A 20,115-nucleotide genomic window follows, 5' to 3' on the forward strand; every position below is an offset into this window, starting at 1 on the left:
ACGTCAAGCAGGTCGAGAAGCTCGTCGCCGACAACACCAGCGGCCGCATCCTCGGCTTCATGGGCGAGCCCGGGGTCAACGTCCTCAAGCTCAACATCGCACTCAAGGAACTCACGCAGAAGTGAGCCCGTTAGGACCGCGGGCGGGAGCCGCGGGCCCGGACGACCTCCGGGCCCCGGCTCCCGCGGCCCGCGCACGACAGAAAGGCGGCACGCCGATGACCCGGGTGCTGGTGGTGGAGGACGAACCACAGCTCGTACGGGCTCTTGAGATCAACCTGAAGGCGCGGGCGTACGAGGTGGACTCGGCGACGGACGGCGCCGGCGCCCTCCAACTCGCCGCCGTGCGGCCTCCGGACGCGGTTCTGCTCGATCTCGGCCTGCCCGACATGGACGGCCTCGACGTGATGAAGGCGCTGCGTCGCTTTTCCCGGGTGCCGGTCCTGGTGGTCTCCGCGCGCAACACCTCCGACGAGAAGGTCGAGGCCCTCGACTCGGGCGCGGACGACTACATCACCAAGCCGTTCAGCATGGACGAACTCCTGGCCCGCCTACGGGTCGCGACCCGCAGGGTGGAACCGGCCACGAGGAGCGCGGACGGGGGAGTCGTCACCACTCAGGCCTTCACGCTCGACCTCCTCGCCAAGAAGGCGCGGCGCGCCGGACGCGACGTGCGCCTCACCCCGACCGAGTGGCACCTCCTGGAAGTCCTGATCCGCAACCGCGGCCGACTGGTGAGCCAGCGCCAGCTGTTGCAGGAGGTCTGGGGCCCCAGCTACCGCACGCAGAGCAACTACCTCCGCGTGTACATGGCCCAGCTGCGGCGCAAACTCGAAACGGACCCCGCGCACCCCCGCTATCTGATCACCTCCCCGGGCATGGGGTACCGCTTCGAGGTGTGAGGCCCGAAGCGGCGCGTGCGTCGTACGCGGCCTCTGGCTCTCAACTCCCGGCGTTTCCTTGACGTCCGGCAGCGGGGACGCCACTGTTCGGCTCGGGGACGTCGGGTCCGAAAGCGCCGCCAGTGTGTCCGCCTCCGCGTCGGCGTCACGCGCCCGGTCGCGTTCGGCCCGCGGGGCACGCCGGTACCGGCCGTGTGCCCGCAGTCTCCTCCAGGGCGGCGGGGCGCGGTACAGGAAGGGCTGGTACATGACGGCGGTCCTCAGTACGGGGTGGGACAGCGTGCGGCAGCGGGCCAGACTGAGTGCCCGGGCGCCCGGGGGCGACGCTCCCGTGGAGAGGCCGACCGCGCTCGGGCGGGCGGAGCTGCTCGGGCGGCTGCGGTGGGAGGTCATCCAGGGCGGCTCCCTGTTCCTGACGTATCCCCAACTGCTCGACGGAGCCGCCTTCGCGGTGCTGCGGCCCGCCGAACTCCTCGACGAGCTGGCCATCCGCGCGATCGGCGGGGGCGCGGTCCTGCCGATCCGGGTGAACTCCCGGAACGCGGACCTGGCGGGCCAGCTGACGGCGATGCTCTCGACCGGGTTCCTCTTCTCCTCGCTCCCCGTCCCCGACGGGCAATGCCTGCTCCTCCAGCGGGAGTTGGCCGCCCGCGCGGACGCCGACGCCGCTGCCGAAGCCCTCGCGGCGGAGGGACCGGCCGCCGTGGCGGACCGGTTGCTGACGGCCACAGGAGTCCTCGACGCTGCGCTGCGACGGCGCACGGTGGCCCGCTGGCGGGACTGGCTGGAGGCCGCCGAGCGCGGCCTGCTGGAAGTCAGCCCGCTGGCACCGGCCGACTATGCGACCGCCTACGCGCTGCGGCCCCCGCCGCGCCCCGACGAGGTGGCCGGTGAACCGGGCCGGGCGGTGCTCGCCGCCTGGACCGACGGACGGCTCGACGTGAACGGTCTGCCCAGCCGGAGCCGCCTGTACGAGAGCCTCGACCCCCTGCTGCGCTCGGACGACCCCGAGGACCGGGCCGACGCGCGGATCCTGCGCGAGTCCTTCGACGAGACGTACTACCGGGCCATCGCGGTGAGCGAGGGCTGCATGCTGGGGCTGGCCTCGCCGCGACGCGGCATCCGGCGCCGCGAGGCGGCGACGTACGTGGAGCGGACACCGGTCGTCCGCTACCCGACCCGGTTCGAACTGCGGCTGGGCCTGATGACCGGTGCGCAATGGCAGCGCTACACCGACGACGCCGCCGACGCGCTGGCCGGTTGGTGGCACCGGCGCGACCTCGCCGCCCTGCAGGAGGTGGGCGACCTGCTCGCCGGGCGTACGAAGGAGCCACCGGACGGCGGTGGGGAGGAGGCGTCGGTGACCCGGCTCCAGCGGTTCACCCAGGGCGCACGCGGAGCCACCGCCCAGATGGTCGCGGGCGGCGGGATGAGCCTGGCGACCAGCCTGCTCGGCGAGGGGATGCCGGGAGTGTTCGCCGCCGGCGCGGGCGGGGCGCTCGCCCCGGTGGTCGTCGCGGCCGTGGCGGCCGGGGTGACCCGCCTGAGCGACTTCCGGGGCCGGTACGACGTGATAGAGCTTCCCGGGGTACTGGGAAGGAGCTCCTGATGGACACCGAGGCACCCCGCACGCACACCCGCAAGGCCTACACGGACGCCGACGGCGGCCGGTGGTGCGAGGTCTACCTGGACACCTACCGGCTGCCCTCCGGCACCGAGACCGTCCGCCACCGCATCCGCGTCGGCGGCGGGCGCACCGGGGTCGTCGTGCTGGCCCGGCGCGGGGACGACGTACTGCTGGTCCGCCAGTGGCGCCCCACGGTCGGCCGCTGGGCCTGGGAGCTTCCGCGTGGATTCGGGGAGATGGATCCCGTCTCGGACGCGCTGCGCGAACTGGTGGAAGAGGCAGGGCTTGTGGGCTCCGCGGCGGCCACGGTGGCGTACCTGGACATCGACTCCGGGTCGCTGGAGAGCGAGGTCGCCGTCGTCGAGGTCTCGGTCCGGGGCGACGCGTCCCCGCGCAAGGGCCCGGCCGGTGACGGGGAGGTCGCCGCCGCGCGGTGGTGGAGCCCCCCGGAGATCGCGCGGGCGGTCCGTGCGGGGGAGCTGCGGGACGGCTTCACGCTGGCCGCGCTCGGGGCGTCGCACGCGCTCCGGAGTTAGCCGGGGCCGGACAACCGTCAGGCGCTTCGGCGTTACGCCTTGAGGACCCGTTCCGCCGCGGCCTTCCCCAGCAGCGAGTGCAGCAGGCGGGTCGGGGGCAGGGCGGGGTCGAGGTAGACGTGTTCCTGGCGGTGTTCGATGACCGCGAGCATCTTGCGCAGGGTGCCGAGCGCGTCCTCCTGACGGCCCGCGTGGTGCTGGGCCTGACCCAGGAGCCCCAGGTGGAGGGGCAGACGGAGGTGGGTCCGGGAAGGGCGCAGCCCGGCCAGGGCGGACTGCATCAGCGTGATGCCCTCGGCCTCGCGGCGCGCGTGCGCGAGCGCCCAGCCCTCGGGGAGGTTCAGCATCGCCTTCCAGTAGAGCAGCCCGTGTTCGCCCGCGAGGCGCGAACCCTCCGCGCCCGAGTGCAGCGCGGTGTCGACGTCGTCCTCCCAGGCCGCCAGGACCGCGTCCACGTACAGGGCGAAGGCGCGGTCCGACGGCCTGCTCTCGTACGCCGTCAACTGGAGCAGCTGGCGGCGGCGTTCGGTCGCGGCGGCCCGGTCGCCGAGCAGCCAGTGCGTGAAGGCGTCGTAGGAACGACAGGAGACGCGCGGATCGTGCTGGAACGTACGGGCCAGCGCGTGGCCCTCGCGGGCGAAGCGGTCCGCCGTCTCGACGGCGCCCTCCAGCTCGGTGAGCGCTTCGGGGAGCAGGCCGCGGATGTGCAGGACGATGCCCTCGCCGTACGCGGCGCCCAGCCGGGCGACGGGGTGACCGGTGCGGTCGGCGAGCGTGCGCAGCAGTGCGGAGAACCGGCGGGAGTCGTCGTAGCGGCCGGTGACCAGGAGGCCCGCGCACAGCGCCCACAGCACCGACGGGTCCTCGGGGGTCCTGGTGACGGCGCTGAGCGCGCGGCCCTGGCCGAGCAGCGCCTCGGCCTCGGCGTCCCCGTAGCCCCGGGTGATGGCCAGGACCTGGCCGAGCTGGATGTGCAGCCGCTGCTCCAGGGCCGGAGCCGAGTCGTCGCCCGGCGGCAGCCGGCCGATCAGGCGGACGGCGCGCCGCAGCCAGCTCTCCACCTGCTCGTACGCGAGGCGCTGTTCGGCCTGTTCGGCGGCGCGCAGCAGCCGGGGGAGGACCTCGCGGGCCGGCAGGGCGTCCTCGGCACGCCAGCTGTGGTGGGCGACGCGCTCGATCTCCTCGTCCTCCCGCCGCCGGTGCCCCCGCGCGCACAGCCCGGCCGCGACGCGGGCGTGCAGCCGGCAGCGTTCCTCGTGCGGCAGCTCGTCGAGGAGGGTCTCCTGGACGAGGGCGTGGGCGAAGTGGAGCCGGCCCGGGCGGTGCGGGTCCTCGTCGAGCAGCTCGGCGCGGATCGCCGACTCCAGGGCGGTGGCCACCGGTTCGTTCCCGGCGGCGGTGAGGTGCAGCAGGTCCGTGTCGACCTCGCTGCCGATGACGGCGCACAGCCGCAGCACCCGCAGGACCGGCTCCGGCAGCGCGGCGAAACGCTGGCCCAGCGCCTCCCGTACGCCCGTCGGGACGCGGGCCAGGAGCATGTCCGCGGCGCCCCGGTCGTGCAGGTGCCGGACGTCGCCGAGCAGGGAGAGGAGCTGCATGACGAAGTACGGGTTGCCGCGGCTGCGCCGGTGCAGCGCCTCGACGACCTCGCCGGGCACCCCGGGCCCGGCCTGCGCGCGGACCAGGGCCGCGACCGAGCTCCGGGACAGACCGCCGAGCCGTAGCGTCTCCGTCCGCGGGCCCCGCAGGGTCTCGGCGAGCGTGCGGCGGATGGCGGCGTCGGACTCGACCTCGAAGTCCCGGGCGGTCAGCACGATGCTGAGCGGGTTGCCCTGGCGGCGGATGGCGAGCAGCCGCAGCAGTTCGAGGGAGGCGGTGTCGGCCCAGTGCAGATCCTCCAGGAGCAGCACCAGCGGGCGCCGCGCGGCCAGGGTGAGCAGCACCTCGCAGACCGCGTCGTGGGCGAGGAACCGGGCCTGGGCCCAGTCGACTTCGGAGCCCTGTCCCTCGCAGGTCCGCCGCGACCGCTCCGGCATCAGCGGGGCGAGGAGCGTGCCGAAGGGCTCGGTCGCGGCGCGGAACTCCTCCGGCCGGGTGGCCGCGAGCCGGCGCAGCACCTGGGTCCACAGCCAGTACGGCGGGACGCCCTCGCCCTGGAAGCAGTGGCTCCACACCACCTCCAGGTCGCCGGGGGCGGCCTCCAGGCGGGGGGCGAGCTCCAGCAGGAGCCGCGTCTTGCCGACGCCGGCCGGGCCGAGGACACACGCCACGTGACCGTGGCCGGTGAGCGCGCCGGCCGCCGCGCCCACCAGGCGGTGCAGCTCCTGGTCCCGGCCGGTGAAGGGGGACGGAACCTCCGGGTCCGGGCAGTCGGGTGTCGGCGCGGCCGTGAGCTCGACCGTCTCCGGCTCGTGCGGGAGCAGCCCGTGCCCGAGCTCCTGGCGCAGGATGGCATCGCGGACGCGCTGGAGTCCCGGGGCGGTGTCCACGCCGAACTCCTCGGCCAGATGGCTGCGGGTGCGCTCGTACAGTTCCAGCGCCTCGGCCTGGCGGCCGAGGCGGGAGAGCGCGGTCATCAGATGGCCGACCAGACGTTCGCGCGCCGGGTGCAGGCCCGCTTCCTGGCCGAGCAGGACCGCCACCTCGTCGGCGGCCCCGAGGGCGAGGCCCGCCTCGGCGCACGATTCCAGTGCGGTGAGCCGGAGTTGCTCAAGGCGGGCGCCCTCATCGATGAGCCGCGGATGCGAGCCGAACTCGCCGTACGGAGGGCCCTGCCACAGCTCCAGCGCCTCGCTGAGCCGGGCCCGCGCCGAGAGGTGGTCACGCCGGTCCAGTAACTGCCGCCCGCAGGCCACGAGTTGCTCGAAGCGGCAGACGTCGACCTGCTCGGGGGAGAGCTGGAGGAGGTAGCCGGGTGCGAGATGCCGCACCGCCGACCGGGTGCCCGGGCCGCCCGTCGGATCGAGGGCGCGCCGCAGATGGGAGACGTGGCTCTGCAACGCGGCGACGGGCCGCCGCGGTGGCTCGTGCCGCCACAGCTCCTCGACGAGCTGCTCGGTGGGCACGACCCGGCCCAGGCGTATGAGCAGCAGGGCCAGCAGCGCCCGGCGCAGCGGGGGGCCGAGGGGCAGGTCCACGTCCGCGTGCCGCACCGACATGGGCCCCATGACCCGCAGCAGCAGCCCGGACGCAGGGTCCTGTTCCGGCAGCGGCGGCGGGCCCGGCGTCCGAGGTGCGTACATGTGATCCCCACCGTTCTCGCGCTTGCGGTCGCGCCGGAGGCGGCGGACCGACGAATGCCTGGACCCTCCGTTCGTGATCTTGGCATGCCGATCGGACCGCTCCAAGGTCGTCCGGCGGGATTCCGTCACCCCACGGCAAGCCGACGGCAAGGGGTCGGCAACCTCGCGGCAAGGGAGCGGTAAGGGGCACGGCAAGGAGCCGGTGTGATCCGAACAGGGCGCCGCAAGGGGGGCGTTGCAGGATGTGCCCACTCGAACACCAGGGAGGGTCGCGATGTATGACATCGGTGTGGTCCATGAACACCCGCTGATCGCCTGGGCGGTCGGGCACGCGCTGTCCGCATTCCCGGACGTACGGGTGCATCTGCTGAGCGCGGCGGCGGTCGCGCTGCCGGGCGCCCCCCTGGTGCTGCCCGACCGTCTGGACGTGCTCGTCCTCGACCGGCCGCCCGGGCGGCCCCACCCGGCCGGGATCGAGGCGGCGGCGGGCAGGGCGTCCTGCGTGGTGCTGCTGTGTGCCGCGGCCACCGAGCAGCCCTGCCCCGGAGTGTCCCTCTGTCTGCCCGAGCGCACGGATCCGGTGGCCCTGGCCACCGCCGTGCACCTCGCGGCACGGAACGCGCGGCTGCCGCCCCGGGCGGCCGGGGCGGCGAAGGAGGCGGGGTCCCTCTCGGTGCGGGAGCGGCAGGTGCTGCGCCTGCTCGCCGACGGCCTGACCCACGATCAGGCGGCCCGCCGCCTCGGCATCAGCCGCCACACCGTGGACACCTATGTCAAACGCATCCGGGCCAAACTGACCCTGGGCAACAAGGCGGAGCTGGTCAAGGCGGCGATGTGCTATGGCTGGAACTGACCCTCGGCCACCGGATCACCGACCGGGACGCGCCCGAGTGGCGCCCGGTTCGGGCTCGGTCAGCTGACAACCGGTCCGGCCCCGGACTCCGTTCGCCGAGTCACCGGAAGGGGTCCGCCTCCTCGGCGAACGAGCCGTGCTCGGCCACCGCCATCCCCTGCGAGTAACCGATGCCCGCGGCGGCCAGCTCGGCCGCGAGGCCCGGTGAGGGGCGTACGACGTCCTCGTACGCGACGCCGTCGGGCAGCCGCAGCAGCTCGGGCAGCGGCACCGGCACCCCGCTGAGCCGACCCGCCCGCTCGACGCGTTCCTCGATCTCTCCCCAGTAGCCCGCCATCTTGGCGCCGCCCACCACTCCCGCGCAGCCGAGCAGCGAAAGCAGCGCGATGTTGGAGGAGTTGTCGAGGACGAAGGCCTCGCCCGCGGAGTCGCAGTCCACCAGGCGGCCCGTGGCGTCGAGCCTCCTGGCCCGGGTCCGCAGCCCGAACAGCGCGGCGGCCCGGCCGCCGGACGCGTCGGACCCGGCTCGCGTCGCGGCGGGATCCGCCCCCGCGAGACCGTCGCGGAAGAACGCGACGAGCAGGTCCAGCGGCAGGTACAGCGTGCGGCCGGGCACGGTGAGCCCGGCCGCACGCTCCACGGCCGACATCAGCAGCAGGTGCGAGAGCGCGCGATCGGTTCCGTGCAGCGCGAGGCGGGCCGCCTCGCGGTCCGCGCCGACCGCGCGCGAAGGCACCTCGGACAGCGGCGGCTGCCCGGCGACGACCACGTGCTTGGCCTTCTTGTTCCGGGTGAACAGCGTCTCGCGGGCCAGCGCGCCGCGCTGGTCGAGGAACCACCACGCGTACGGCCGCCACCCCAGGTCCGAGAAGTTCACATGGGTCAGCGCGACCCGCAGATGGAAGGCCGAGGGATCGGCGCGCTGAAGGTGGCGCACGTACCAGGAGACGCCGACCCGGGGGAAGAAGACGTTCGGGCTGGCGTGCGGGAGGCTGACCACGACGCGCCGCGCGTCGGTGAACGCGTCGAGGCCCGCGTCGTCGAGACCGAGCGCTCGCAGCGCACGCCCCTTCCCCTCGTCGGCCACGAGCGCGTCGCGCGCCGACCGCAGCCACGCGACGAACGCCCCACGGCTCTCTCTCGCGTCGAACACCATGTCACCGTTCCTTTCCGAGACCGCGTCGAGGCACAACTCAGCGAGGGGAGACGCCCGGCGCGTCCCACTCCGGCCGCATCACCAGCCACCCGACAGCGAACAGCGCCGTGGAGCAGGCCAGCACGACAAAGGCCGCGGTGACGCCGTAGACCCCGACCAGCGTTCCCGCGGCGAACGAGAACGCCGCCTTGGCCAGCGACGCCACCACATTGCGGACCACCGCGAACTGCCCCACCTCGTGGTCCGCGGGCACCTGGTTCGTCAGCACCTGCATGCAGATCACGTGACAGGTGACGGCCAGCGACAGACCGAAGGCGACCACCGCCACCAGATACGCGGCATCGACCAGCGCCAGGGCCAGCGCCAGCACGACCGTCACCGGCAGCGCCCAGCCGAGCACCCGCCGGGACGAGACGGCACCCGTCGACAGCAGGACACCCGCGAGGAAGCCGCCCGCGATCGTCACGATGTTCAACAGCGCGTAGTACGAGGGCTGTTCAGGGGCGACGGCACTCGCCAGCGGCACCAGGACGGTGTTCAGGAACTGCAGCGCGCCGCTGCTGGGCACCGAGAAGACGAGCACCCCGATCAGGGCGGGGCTCCAGCGGATGCGGACCGCCGCCCGCTCGCCTCTCGTGCGCTCCCCGCCGTCCGCCGGGCTCTCCTTGGTACCCGGGCTCGGCTCCGCCCGGTCGGCGTACCCCCGGGTGCCGAGGGCCAGGGAGCCCGCGCTCGCGGCGTACGCCAGGGCCGCGCAGACCAGGCCCGCCGTGATCCAGCCCTGGGCGAGCGCCACACCGGCCAGCCCCGCGCCGAAGACCTGGCCGGTCAGCGAGGCGGACTGGGACACCGCGAGCAGCCGCCCCGCCTCCTCCCGCTCGAACGCGCCCCGGATCAGCCGGTTCAGCGCCGCCTTGTTGAACATCTTCGCGATGGACAGCACCACTTGGCTCAGGGCGATGACGGTGATGGACAGGGCCGTACGCCCGCCGGAGGAGAAGTGCTGGATCGCCAGCAGCAGCGACACCACGGACAGCGTGGTGTTGGTGCGGCGCGCGACCCGCCCGGCCCGCCCCCGGTCGGCGAACCTCTTGAACAGCAGTCCCAGCAGGGCCGCGGGGAGGTAGCCGAGCACCACCATGAGACCGATGAGCAGGGCACTGCTCGTCAACGCGTAGGTGAGCCAGAGCAGGACGACCGCCTGCCCGCCCTCGGCGAAGGACGACAGGGTGAAGAACAGGGTGAAGAACAGGCGGGACGAGCGCCGTGCCGGGGCGGGCGGGGGCGGAGCGAGCCGGCGCGACGGCGGCTTGGCGAAGGGCATGGGGGAACGACCTGTCGTGAGGCATCGGTGAGGTGGGCGGCGGCGCGGACGGGTCAGCCGCCGGAGAGCCGGCCGATGCCGGCGAGGGCGGCGTGCACGGCCGCCTCGTCGGGGCACGAGAAGAACGCGAGCCGGGAGAAGGCGCACGAACTGCCCAGGCCCGCCTCCGATGCGGCCCGCGAACTGCCGGGCGAGACCCGTACGATGCCCGGCACCGCCAGCAGCTCGGAGTCCGCGGGGACGCGTCGGCCGCTGCCCGGTGCGGGCGCCGCCACCCCGATCACGCCGCTGAAGCCACTCCGTCCGCTTCCGTCCGACAGCCCCGCACCCGGCGGCTTGCCGAGCTGGATCCGTACGAACTCGTCCCAGAGGTCGACGCCGTGGAAGGTGCGCAGCGACTCGGCGACCCCGCCCCCGGCCGGGCGCAGGGCGATCTCGTTGAACAGGAGCCGGTCGCCGACCTGGAACAGTTCCAGATGGAAGACGAGATCGGCGATGCCGAGGGCGGCCACGGCGCGTTCGGCGGCCTGGAGCGCGGGCCCGCGGCGGGGGTCCTCGGGCGGCAGATGCAGGCTCGCCCGGGTCGTTCCGGCGGCGCTCAGCACCGGCCGGTCATAGGCCGACGCGAACGCGGCGCGCAGTTCGCCGTCGCGGACCACTCCGTCCACGTGCAGCTCGGCGTCCGCGTCGACGGCCTCCTCGACGAGGAAGAGCTCATCACCGGCGGCGGCGAGTTCTTGCGCCTGCCCGGCCGGTATCCGGCGCACCCCCTTGCTGGAGGAGCCGGAGAGCGGTTTCACCACCACGTCCGCCGACGGGTCCCCGGGTGCGGCCGCGGCGAAGTCGCCGGAGAGCCAGCAGCGGGCCGTGGGCAGGGACGGTTTGATCCACTGCTTCATCCGCCACTTGTTGGTGACCGTCAGGGCCGCGTCGAAGCCCAGGCCCGGCAGCCCGTACCGGCTGCGCAGAAAGGCGGCGAAGGCGAGGTTGCTCTCGGAGGTGGCGAGGACGTGCTGGAAGGGCCGCCGCGCCATGAGCCGGTCGACGGTGTCGAGCGTCTCGCGCTCGTGGTCGAAGGACGGCACGGTGAGCCCGCCGCCCACGGCCCCGCCCGCATGGAGGTCCAGGTACTCGAACTCGGCGGCGAAGGGGGCGCGGGCCGCGTCGAAGAGGGGCTTGCCGGTGCTGAGGACGAGGGCGCGGGCGTCAGACACGGCCGGACTCGTTGAACGCGACGATCCTGGCGACGAGTTCGCCGAGCCGGGCGTTGTCGGGGGCGGACACGAGAGCGTGCCCGGCCCGGCCGTACGAACCGGTGCCTGCGCCTCCAGGATGGTCGGGGTAGCTGAGTTCGTGGAACGTGAAGTGCTTCTCGAAGTCCGCCCGGGTCAGCTCCACCCCCTCGAACCGCCGCAGGTAGATGTAGGCGAAGTACGCCTCGGGGTCCCGCGGTGCGAGCAGCTCGTCCGCGTCCTGCCCGAGGGCCAGGCCCACCGTGAGGTCGTAGAGGTCGACGCCGTGGGTCAGCTGCACGATCTCGGTGTGGTGGGCGCCGGGGGTGCGGGTGCCGCACTCGCCGAAGACGAGGTCGTCGCCGTCCTCGAAGGCCTCCAGATGGAAGACGCAGTCGGGCGCGCCGAGGCCGCCGAGCGCGCGCTCCGCCAGGGCCGCCGCGCGGTCGAGGAAGGGGGCGTTCTCCTTCCGCGAGAGCACCTGGGAGGCCAGTACGGCACCGGAGTTGGTGTGCATCGGGCGCTCGTGGAACCGGGAGACCGCGCACCACCGCAGCCGTCCCCGCGACCAGACGCCGTCGATGTTGAACTCCCGGCCGCTCACGAAGGACTCCGCGACCCAGGCCGCGCCGGCCCCGCCGCGCGCGCCCAGGTGCCGGGTGAACTCCCGCTCCGAGGCGATGGGCGCCGCGCCGACCGACCCGGCCCCGTTGGCGGGCTTGACGACGAAGGGGGTGCCGAGTCCGTCGGCCAGCTCCGCGTAGGTGGTGCGCGGACCGATGTACCGGCACCGGGCCCGCGGCACGTCCGGCGGCAGGGCCGCCTTCTGGAGGTACTTGTCCCGGAACCGCAGGGTGCGCGCCCAGTCACGGTCGCCCACAAGCCCCAGGTGGTCGCGGAGCAGGGCCGCGGTGAACACGCCCTGCTCGTGTCCGGTGACGACACCGACGACATCGGTGAGGCGGGCGCCGAGGACCGTCCGGAGCACCTCCTGGGCGTCCTCCAGGTCGTCGACCAGCGCGAACCGGGTCCCGGCGAGCGCCTCCTTCATCTTCCGTTCCACCTGGAAGACTTCGAGGCCGCGGCGGGCGACCGCGTCGGCGATGCCCTTCCGGTGACCCAGGACGATCATGGTGCCCATGGTGGTGCCTCCAGCTTCAGCTCGTACAGGTCGTGCGTGCCGGGGCGGAACGGCGCCACGCGCCGAAAGCCCCGCCGGGTGAAGAAGGCGGTGTTCGCCGCCAGGCTCGTGCGCAGCGCGATGCGGATCTCGCGGCAGCCCGCCGCCGCGGCCCGCCGCACCACCGCGTCGACCAGCGCCGAACCGATGCCGCGGCCGCACAGCCGGGGTTCGGTGGCGAGGAAGCACAGGGTGTAGGAGCCGTCCTCGGGGTACTGCAGCACGCAGCCGACGGGCCGCCCGTCGAGGCGGGCGACCAGCCAGTGGGAGAGTTCGCGGCGGACGGACCCGGCCGTACGGCCCAGAGCGGTCGGCCGGAACTCTCCCGCGTAGGGGGCGTAGGCGGCGGCCAGCACCGCGAGGATCCCGGCCACGTCCGCCTCGACGGCGCCGGCCACCGCTACGCCCCGCACGGCCGCCGGGACCGGGTCATCCATCGCTCTCGGCGGCCGGTGCGGTGCGGGCCGTGAAGAGTTCGCTGTGGTACGGCATCCGAAGCACGCCGTCACTGTCGGCATGCTGGTCGATGAGGTCCCGCAGCCGGTCGAGCAGCGCCTCTCCGTGTGCCGCGATGCCGCGCTGCACCTGGGTGGAGGACTTCGCCATGCCGACGAAGTCGTCCGCCGCCATCGTCGTCGTCCAGTCGGCGGTCCTGACCTCGACGGTGCCGCCGCCGGGGGCGAAGGCCTCGCGCAGCTCGGCGGCGAAGTCGAAGGCACGGTAGTGCCGGCTGTAGCCGGGGCTCAGCTCCTCCAGCAGCGACTCATAGGCGTCCAGGAACGGACTCGCCCCGAAATCGCGGTTGTTCTGGATGATCGCGAGCTGGCCGCCCGGGTTCAGGCAGCCCAGGGCCGCGCGCAGGAAGCGCGGCCGGTCCATCCACTGGAAGGACTGGGCGGCGACGATCAGATCGACGTCCCGCGCCTGCTCCAGGAACGGTTCGGCCGGTCCGACCGACCAGCTCACCGACGGGAACTTGGCCCGGCCCCTGGCCACCATGTCGGTCGACAGATCGACCGCCTCGTACCGGCCGTCCTCGCCGAGGACCGGGATGAGCCCCTCCAGGACGATGCCCGTGCCCGCCCCCGCGTCGACGACATGCGGCCGGGGACGCCCCGCGAGCGGCGCGGCGAGCTCCTTGAGCAGGGCCGCGGGGTAGCGGGGCCGGTGCCGGTCGTAGTCGTCGGCGAGGGTGTCGAACTTCTGCTTGCGCGGTTCCATGCGCGGTCACCTGTTTCCGTAGTGCGATGAGCCGACGTGCCCCGGAGCGTCGCCGGCCGCGGGCGCGTACCGGGAGGGCGGACGGCGCAGGCCGAGCTTCTCGCGCAGGGTGCCCTCCCGGTAGCTATCCTTGTATACGCCAAGCTTCTGGAGCTCGGGCACGACGTGATCGACGAATTCGGCCAGTCCGCCCGGCAGTTGGGGCGGCATGATGTTGAACCCGTCGGCGGCGCCCGACCGCAGCCACCGCGCCATCGTCTCCGCCACCCGGCGGTAGGAGCCGACGAGCACCAGATGCCCGCGGGCGATCGTCATGCGCTCGTACAGTTCGCGGATGGTGAGCCCCTCCGCGGCCAGCTTCTCGATGAGCCCGCGCCGGCTCCGGTTGCCGTTCGAGGGCGGCAGCACCGGCAGCGGACCGTCGACGTCGTACCCGGAGAGGTCGAATCCGCCCACCAGGTCGGACAGCATGGCCACGCCGAGCCGCGGATGGATGAGCCGCTGCAACTGCTCGAACTTCTCCTGGGCCTCCTCGTCGGTGGCGCCGATGAACGGGCAGAGACCCGGCATCACCAGGATGTCCTGATTCACTCGGTCGTAGCGGGCGAGCCGCCGCCGCAGATCCTGGCGGAAGACCCGAGCCGCCTCCCTGTCCGGCTGCGCGGTGAACACCGCCTCGGCGGTGCGCGCCGCCAGCTCCTTGCCGTCCTCGGACGAGCCCGCCTGCACCACCAGCGGGTGGCCCTGCGGTGGGCGGGACACGTTCAGCTCGCCCCGGACCCCGAAGTGCGCGCCCTCGTGCCCGAGTTCGTGCCGTCGGGCCGGGTCGTAGAAGACGCCGCGCTCCTTGTCGCGGGGGAAGGCGTCGTCGTCCCAGCTGTCCCACAGTCCGGTGACGACGTCGAAGAACTCGGCGGCCCGGCGGTAGCGGTCCCCGTGCTCCGGATGCTCCTCAAGACCGAAGTTGTGGGCCGCGTCCTTCTTGGACGAGGTCACCATGTTCCAGCCCGCGCGCCCGCCGCTGAGCAGATCGAGCGAGGCGAACTCGCGGGCGACGTTGTACGGCTCCTTGTACGTGGTCGAGGCCGTGGCGACCAGCCCGAGATGGGTGGTCTTCATCGCGAGCGCGGACAGCAGCGTCATCGGCTCGAAGACGACCACGCGGCTGCCGTAGCCGTCCCGGTCGTCGTTGAACACGGACGGTGTGTCCGACAGGAACATGAAGTCGAACAGGCCGCGTTCGGCGGTCCGGGCGAGGTCGACGTAGTGGTCGATGTTCTGCGCGCCGTCCGCCACGGCGTCGGGATGCCGCCAGGCCGCGGCGTGGTGGCCCGTCCCGTAGGACAGGTAGGCGCCCAGCACAAGACGGCGGTCCTCTGACTCGCTCATGAGGGCCGATCTCCTTTCTGTACGGGAGGGGTTCAGCCCTGCAGCTGGAAGACCTCGCGCAGCTCCGCGATCCCGTCCTCCAGGCCCCGGGTCGAGCCGTGCTCGGAGATGTGCGCGAAGCTCTGCCGCATCGCCGTGATCGAGGCGCGCAGCCCCTGGTTGGCGTAGACGGCGAGCGAGAACCCGGCGGCGCGCAGCTGCCCGGCGTCCACGTCCGGGTAGGTCGTCGGCACCGCGATCAGCGGGACGTCGGTGCGCTGCCAGCTGCGGCCGAAGTCCAGGATCTCCTGCCCGTCGCGGGACTTGGAGTGGATGAGCACCGCGTCCGCCCCGGCCTCGACGTAGGCGTCGGCCCGGCTGATCGCGTCCTGCTTGCTGCCTCCGGCGATGAACGTCTCGATCCGCGCGACGACGACGAAGTCGGAGGTGTGCTGGGCCTTCTTGGCCACCCGGATCTTGTTGCTGAAGCTCTCGATGGTCTCCTGGTGCTGGGTGCCGTCGCCCAGCGAGTTCCGCTTGGGGAAGACCTTGTCCTCGATGCAGACGCCCGCGATGCCGACCCGCTCGTACTGGTCGACCATGCGCGCCACGTTGCGCGCGTCGCCGAAGCCCGTGTCGCAGTCCGCGAGCACCGGCAGATCGGTGGCGTCGTTCATCATGCGGGCCGCGTTGAGGAACTCGGTCATCGTCAGGATGCTCTCGTCGGGCACCGCGTGCGAGGCGGAGATCCCCAGACCGCTCGCCCACAGCACCTGGAAACCGCTGTTCTGCGCGATCCGCGCGCCCAGCCCGTCGTGCACGCCCGCGGCCAGGGCCAGCTCTCCGTCCCGGGCGATCGCCTCACGCAGCATGGCTCGCTTGTTCATGATGACTCCTCAGATATGGGGTGCGAGAGGGTGGTTCGCGGAGCGGCGGGCGAAGTCGACCACCTGCTCCGCGACACACATGAGTTGTTCTTCGACGCGCGGGTCGTCGCACCGCCCGGCCGGGGTGAAGCCGGTCTGCGTGCTGTTGAGCGCCACGCCCAGCGGGGTGGGCCAGCCGCGCAGCGTGTGCGTCACGGCGCGCAGCGCGCCGAGGGTGACCACCGCGCCCTGGTGGCCCTGCCCGACGGCCAGACAGCCGACGGCCCGGCCGCTCAGATACGGCCTTGCGTCGTCGCGCAGCTCCTCCAGGTGGTCCAGGGCGTTCTTGACGAGCCCGGAGATGCCGCCGTGGTAGGCCGGGCTGGCCAGCACCACCCCGTCGGCCGCGGCCGTCGCCTCGATCAAACGCAGGGCGGGCCGGGAAAGCGGGGCGCCGCCGGGGTCGTACAAGGGCATGACCAGGTCGGCGCCCGCGAACAGCTGGACCTCGGCGCCGTGCCGCTCGGCCTCGGCCAGGACCGCCCGCAGCGCCCGTTCGGCGGTGGATCCTGGCCGGTTCGATCCGCCGATCCCGACGATCCTCATGACGCGCCCTGCCGCACGGTCTCGGCCGCCGGCGGGCGGGCGGGGTCCAGCAGCGGGGCCGCCACGGCACGCAGGAACCCGCCGCGCCGTACGTAGTCGAGCTCGCGGGCGGTGTCCACGCGGGCCACCATCCGCCAGGCGCCGACGAGTTGGCCGCCGGGGCCGAGTGCCCGCACGGTGACCTCGCCGCGCGGCCGCAGCGTCGCGAGCCCGCTGATCTCGAAGGTCTCGCGGCCGGTGAGGCCCAGCTCCTTCGGACCCCGTCCGGGTGGGAACTGGAGCGGGACGATGCCCATGCCCACCAGGTTGCTGCGGTGGATCCGCTCGAAGCTCTCGGCGAGCACGGCCCGCACGCCGAGCAGCGCCGGGCCCTTGGCCGCCCAGTCGCGGGAACTGCCGAACCCGTAGTCGCGGCCCGCCAGGATGACGACCGGAGTCCGCTCGGCGGCGTAACGGGATGCCGCGTCGTACACGCTCATCTCCTCACCGGTGGGCAGATGGAGCGTGCGGCTGCCGCCCTGGTCCGGGGTGAGCTTGTTGCGGAAGCCCGGGTTGGCGAAGGCCCCGCGCACCAGCACCTCGTGGTTGGCGCGCCGGCAGCCGTACGAGTTGTAGTCGGCGCGGGCGATCCCGGCCCCGGCCAGATGGCGGCCGGCCGGCGAGTCCTCGGCGATGGTTCCGGCGGGGGAGATGTGGTCGGTGGTGGTCGAGTCACCGGCGAACACCAGGACCCGGGCGCCCCGCAGGTCGGCGGTGCCGGTCCGCTTGTCCGGGTCGAAGAACGGCGAGCGCACCAGATAGGTGGACTCCCGCGGCCAGTCGTACACCGGCCCTTCGGGGAAGCTGAGCTCCTGCCACTCGGCGCCGCCCTCGAAGAGCGCGTCCTTCTCCCGTACGAAGTGCTCGCGGGCCACATGCGCGACCGCCTCGGCGATCTCCGCCGGAGTGGGCCACAGATCCGCGAGCCGCACGCCGTGCCCGTCCGCGCCGGTGCCGAGGGGTTGGCCGCTCAGGTCGGTCCGTACGGTTCCGGCGAGGGCGTACGCCACCACAAGCGCCGGTGAGGCGAGGTAGGCGGCCGCCACGTCGGGATGGATGCGGCCCTCGAAGTTGCGGTTTCCGGAGAGGACCGCCGCGAGCCGGGTGCCGTCGCGCCGCACGGCCTCCTCGGCGGCGGGTGCGAGTCCGCCGGAGTTGCCGATGCATGTGGTGCAGCCGAAACCCGCCACCGCGAACCCGAGCTTCTCCAGGTACGGCAGGAGCCCGGCGGCCTCCAGATAGCGCGGCACCGCACGGGAGCCCGGGGCCAGCGTCGTCTTGACCCAGGGCGGCACGCTCAACCCGCGCTCGACGGCCTTGCGCGCCACGAGACCGGCGATGACCATGGACTCGGGGTTGGACGTGTTGGTGCAGCTGGTGATGGCGGCGATGCCCACCGCCCCATCAGAGAGCGCTCCCTGATGGCCACTCGACCGGTGCTGTTCGGGAAAGCTGTCCGCCACCGCGGGCAGCGGCAACCGCTCCTGCGGCCTGCGCGGCCCCGAGACGCTGGGCTCCACCGACGACAGATCGAACGCGACGGTCCGCGCGCAACGGGGCTCCTCGGCACTGCCCAGCGGCACGAACAGGCCCTGCTCCTTCGCGTACGCCTCCACCAGGGCGACGTCCCGCTCGGGGCGGCCGGTGAGCCGCAGATAGTCGAGGGTCGCCTCGTCCACCGGGAAGAAGGCCACGGTGCAGCCGTACTCCGGCGCCATGTTGGACACCGTCGCCCGGTCCGGGACGGAGAGCGTGGGCACCCCGGGGCCGAAGAACTCCACGAACTGCCCCACCACACCGGTGTCGCGCAGGAACCGCGTCATGGTGAGGGCCAGATCGGTGGCGGTACTGCCGACGGGCAGTTCACCGGTGAGCCGCACGCCCACCACCGGAGGGCTCAGCAGGGACACCGAGTGACCGAGCAGCGCCGTCTCCGCCTCGATGCCGCCGACACCCCAGCCGAGCACGCCCAGGGCGCCGACCATCGGGGTGTGCGAATCGGTGCCGAGGACGAAGTCCGGGGCGAGCAGGCCGTCGGGGTCCGGCATCACGACCTGGGCCAGGTGCTCCAGATTCATCTGGTGCACGATGCCCCGGCCGGGCGGCACGACCCGCAGCCCGCTCATCTCGCGCTGGGCCCAGCGCAGGAACCGGTAGCGCTCGCGGTTGAGTTCGTACTCGCGGGACATGTTCAGGGCGACCGCGCCCGGCCGGGCCCACGCGTTCACCTCCACCGAGTGGTCCACGACGATGTCCACCGGCAGCGCGGGCCGCGCACGGCGCGGGTCGAGCCCCCGCTCGGCGATCAGCGACCGCAGTGACGCCAGGTCGGACAGGACGGGGACGCCGGTGTGGTCCTGGAGGATCAGCCGGGTGGGGCTGAAGGTGATCTCCTCTTCGGGGCCCGCGCCCGCGCAGGCGGAGATCAGCGCCGCGGACGAGGCCAGCGCCCGCCCCAGAGCCGCCTCGTCCCGGCTCTTCACCGCGGCCCGCAGGACGTTCTCCACCAGGATGCGCACGCTGCGGGGCGCGGCATGAAGACCGGTGAGGCCGTTCTCCTCGGCTGCGGCCAGGCTCACGTACCGGCCTGCTCCCCGCGCCTGGGGCAGGGAGCGCAGCATGTCGTGCATGGTTGGCCCTTCTCGCTGGGTCGGGGGTCACTGGCCCGGCGCCCGAGGGGGGAGGGCGCCGGACCGGTGGGCGGGAGAGGAGGGTCAGGCGGCTGCCGTGGCGCGGGCCAGCGCCCGGCGGTAGATGTCGGCCAGGTCCTCCGGCGGAACGGCGCTGGCCGTGCGGATGGACATGTGGCGGACCTCGTCCAGGCAGGGCCCCAGCAGGTCCTCCCGCGGCTCGATGCCCTGCTGCTCGAGCGACCAGGCGATCAGCGCGCGCCCCGAGTGCTTGCCCAGCACGTAACGCCGCTCACCGCCGACGTGCTCCGGCGGGAAGGGCTCGAAGGTGGAGGTGTCGCGCAGCATGCCGTTGGCGTGGATGCCCGACTCGTGGGCGAACACGTTGTCCCCGATGACCGGCTGCCACGGCAGCACCGGGTGCTTGGCCGCCTCCGAGACGAGCCGGCTGAGGTCCTTGAGCTTGGTCATGTCGATGCCGAGGTCACGGTCGTACAGCTTCTTGAGCGCGACCACGACCTGGGCGAGGTCCGCCATGCCCGCGCGCTCGCCGATGGCGTTGACCGTCACGTGGAAGTAGCGGGCACCGGCCTTGAGCCCCGCGATGGTGTTGGCGGTCGCCAGGCCGAAGTCGTTGTGGGCGTGGCACTGGGTGTCGATCGGCGCCGCCGCGCCCACCGCCGCGACCCGCTCGCCGTACGCCTCCGGGCCGAGCAGGCCGACGGTGTCCGAGAGCCGCAGCCGGTCGGCACCCGCCTCGTGCACCACCCCGGCGTACTCCTGGAGGAACGAGATCTCGGTGCGGGCGATGTCCTCGGCGCTGATGGACACGTAGGCGCCGCGGTCCTTGGCCATCTTGATCAGGTCGGTGGCGGTGGCGAGCAGCCAGGTGCGGTCCTTGCGGACACTGGCCTTGAGGTGCCCCGCGGAGGTCGGCAGACCGATGTGAACGGCCTTGAACCCCATGTCGATCGAGCGCTCGACGTCCTCCCGGACACCCCGGTGCCACACGACGAGCCGGGCCTCGTCCTGCCGGTCCACACAGGATTTGATGAAGTCCAGTTCCTCACCGCCCATGGCCGGAATACCGATTTCGACGGAGGTCACTCCGGCGGCGATGAGCGCGTCAAGAATCTTGGTCTTGGTCTCCTTGGAAAACGCTACGCCCGGCGTCTGCTCGCCATCCCGGAGAGTGGTGTCCTCGAGAATCAGATCATCGCGAATGGCCATGGTTGGCTCCTGAATCATTCCAGCGGAACGGGGAATGAGAGGATGATCCACAGCGGGTGCCGACAGGGTCAATCCCCGCCCGCGTCCCACGAATCGGGGACAGG

Annotated in this window: 17 protein-coding genes; 5 read left to right on the forward strand and 12 right to left on the reverse strand. The window is 73.0% G+C overall.

Translation table 11 applies throughout. The annotated features are described in order from the left end of the window. From DT019_RS08350 to DT019_RS39445, 4 genes are all read left to right on the forward strand, one after another. A partial coding sequence (locus DT019_RS08350; RefSeq protein ID WP_114036071.1) for a potassium-transporting ATPase subunit C occupies nt 1-125 on the forward strand: 125 nt, incomplete at its 5' end. Nucleotides 126-217: 92 nt separating this feature from the next. Then, nucleotides 218-901 carry a response regulator gene (locus DT019_RS08355; protein ID WP_114036072.1) on the forward strand — a complete coding sequence of 228 codons (684 nt, stop codon included), beginning with the start codon at nt 218-220 and terminating at the stop codon, nt 899-901. Between the two features lie 331 nt (nt 902-1,232). Further along, a complete protein-coding gene (locus DT019_RS39440; RefSeq protein WP_189389290.1) occupies nt 1,233-2,510 on the forward strand; it encodes a hypothetical protein in 1,278 nt (425 codons plus the stop codon). Then, nucleotides 2,510-3,064: an NUDIX hydrolase gene (locus DT019_RS39445; protein ID WP_189389293.1), complete on the forward strand. Its 555-nt coding sequence runs from the start codon at nt 2,510-2,512 to the stop codon at nt 3,062-3,064. Before DT019_RS39440 ends, DT019_RS39445 begins: the two co-directional genes overlap by 1 nt. A 32-nt stretch (nt 3,065-3,096) precedes the next feature. Here the strand turns inward: DT019_RS39445 and DT019_RS08365 are convergent, their stop codons facing one another. After that, the gene (locus tag DT019_RS08365) at nt 3,097-6,306 is read right to left on the reverse strand and encodes an ATP-binding protein (protein ID WP_114036073.1); all 3,210 of its coding nucleotides are present in this window, start codon (nt 6,304-6,306) and stop codon (nt 3,097-3,099) included. A 274-nt stretch (nt 6,307-6,580) separates the two neighbouring features. Here DT019_RS08365 and DT019_RS40155 point away from each other — a divergent pair, with 274 nt between their 5' ends. Further along, nucleotides 6,581-7,159 carry a helix-turn-helix transcriptional regulator gene (locus DT019_RS40155; RefSeq protein WP_223279355.1) on the forward strand — a complete coding sequence of 193 codons (579 nt, stop codon included), beginning with the start codon at nt 6,581-6,583 and terminating at the stop codon, nt 7,157-7,159. A gap of 100 nt (nt 7,160-7,259) precedes the next feature. Here DT019_RS40155 and DT019_RS08375 read toward each other — a convergent pair whose 3' ends face one another. From DT019_RS08375 to DT019_RS08425, 11 genes are all read right to left on the reverse strand, one after another. Continuing rightward, nucleotides 7,260-8,315, reverse strand: a complete 1,056-nt coding sequence (locus DT019_RS08375; RefSeq protein WP_114036074.1) for a hypothetical protein — start codon at nt 8,313-8,315, stop codon at nt 7,260-7,262. 37 nt (nt 8,316-8,352) lie between these two features. After that, on the reverse strand, nt 8,353-9,639 hold the full coding sequence (locus tag DT019_RS08380) for an MFS transporter (protein ID WP_114036075.1): 1,287 nt from the start codon (nt 9,637-9,639) through the stop codon (nt 8,353-8,355). Between the two features lie 53 nt (nt 9,640-9,692). Further along, nucleotides 9,693-10,853, reverse strand: coding sequence for an acetyl-CoA carboxylase biotin carboxylase subunit family protein (locus DT019_RS08385; protein WP_114036076.1), 1,161 nt, complete (start codon nt 10,851-10,853; stop codon nt 9,693-9,695). Beyond that, nucleotides 10,846-12,012, reverse strand: coding sequence for an acetyl-CoA carboxylase biotin carboxylase subunit family protein (locus tag DT019_RS08390; RefSeq protein ID WP_114036077.1), 1,167 nt, complete (start codon nt 12,010-12,012; stop codon nt 10,846-10,848). The genes DT019_RS08385 and DT019_RS08390 overlap by 8 nt, the downstream gene beginning before the upstream one ends. Continuing rightward, nucleotides 12,000-12,488 (reverse strand): GNAT family N-acetyltransferase, encoded by a 489-nt coding sequence (locus DT019_RS08395; protein WP_189389296.1) that lies wholly within the window; start codon nt 12,486-12,488, stop codon nt 12,000-12,002. The genes DT019_RS08390 and DT019_RS08395 overlap by 13 nt, the downstream gene beginning before the upstream one ends. Then, nucleotides 12,481-13,272 (reverse strand): class I SAM-dependent methyltransferase, encoded by a 792-nt coding sequence (locus tag DT019_RS08400; protein ID WP_114036079.1) that lies wholly within the window; start codon nt 13,270-13,272, stop codon nt 12,481-12,483. Before DT019_RS08400 ends, DT019_RS08395 begins: the two co-directional genes overlap by 8 nt. A 6-nt stretch (nt 13,273-13,278) precedes the next feature. Next, nucleotides 13,279-14,661 (reverse strand): LLM class flavin-dependent oxidoreductase, encoded by a 1,383-nt coding sequence (locus DT019_RS08405; protein ID WP_114036080.1) that lies wholly within the window; start codon nt 14,659-14,661, stop codon nt 13,279-13,281. 32 nt (nt 14,662-14,693) lie between these two features. After that, complete coding sequence (locus tag DT019_RS08410; protein WP_114036081.1) at nt 14,694-15,527, reverse strand: isocitrate lyase/phosphoenolpyruvate mutase family protein; 834 nt, start codon at nt 15,525-15,527, stop codon at nt 14,694-14,696. A gap of 9 nt (nt 15,528-15,536) precedes the next feature. Further along, nucleotides 15,537-16,112: an NADPH-dependent FMN reductase gene (locus DT019_RS08415; RefSeq protein WP_114036082.1), complete on the reverse strand. Its 576-nt coding sequence runs from the start codon at nt 16,110-16,112 to the stop codon at nt 15,537-15,539. Next, nucleotides 16,109-18,781, reverse strand: a complete 2,673-nt coding sequence (acnA, locus tag DT019_RS08420) for an aconitate hydratase AcnA (RefSeq protein WP_114036083.1) — start codon at nt 18,779-18,781, stop codon at nt 16,109-16,111. The genes DT019_RS08415 and acnA overlap by 4 nt, the downstream gene beginning before the upstream one ends. A gap of 84 nt (nt 18,782-18,865) precedes the next feature. Continuing rightward, nucleotides 18,866-20,011 carry a hypothetical protein gene (locus tag DT019_RS08425; protein WP_114036084.1) on the reverse strand — a complete coding sequence of 382 codons (1,146 nt, stop codon included), beginning with the start codon at nt 20,009-20,011 and terminating at the stop codon, nt 18,866-18,868. Between the last annotated feature and the right edge of the window lie 104 nt (nt 20,012-20,115).

Origin of the sequence: Streptomyces sp. SDr-06, from assembly GCF_003324565.1 — a bacterium.
Lineage (GTDB): Bacteria > Actinomycetota > Actinomycetes > Streptomycetales > Streptomycetaceae > Streptomyces.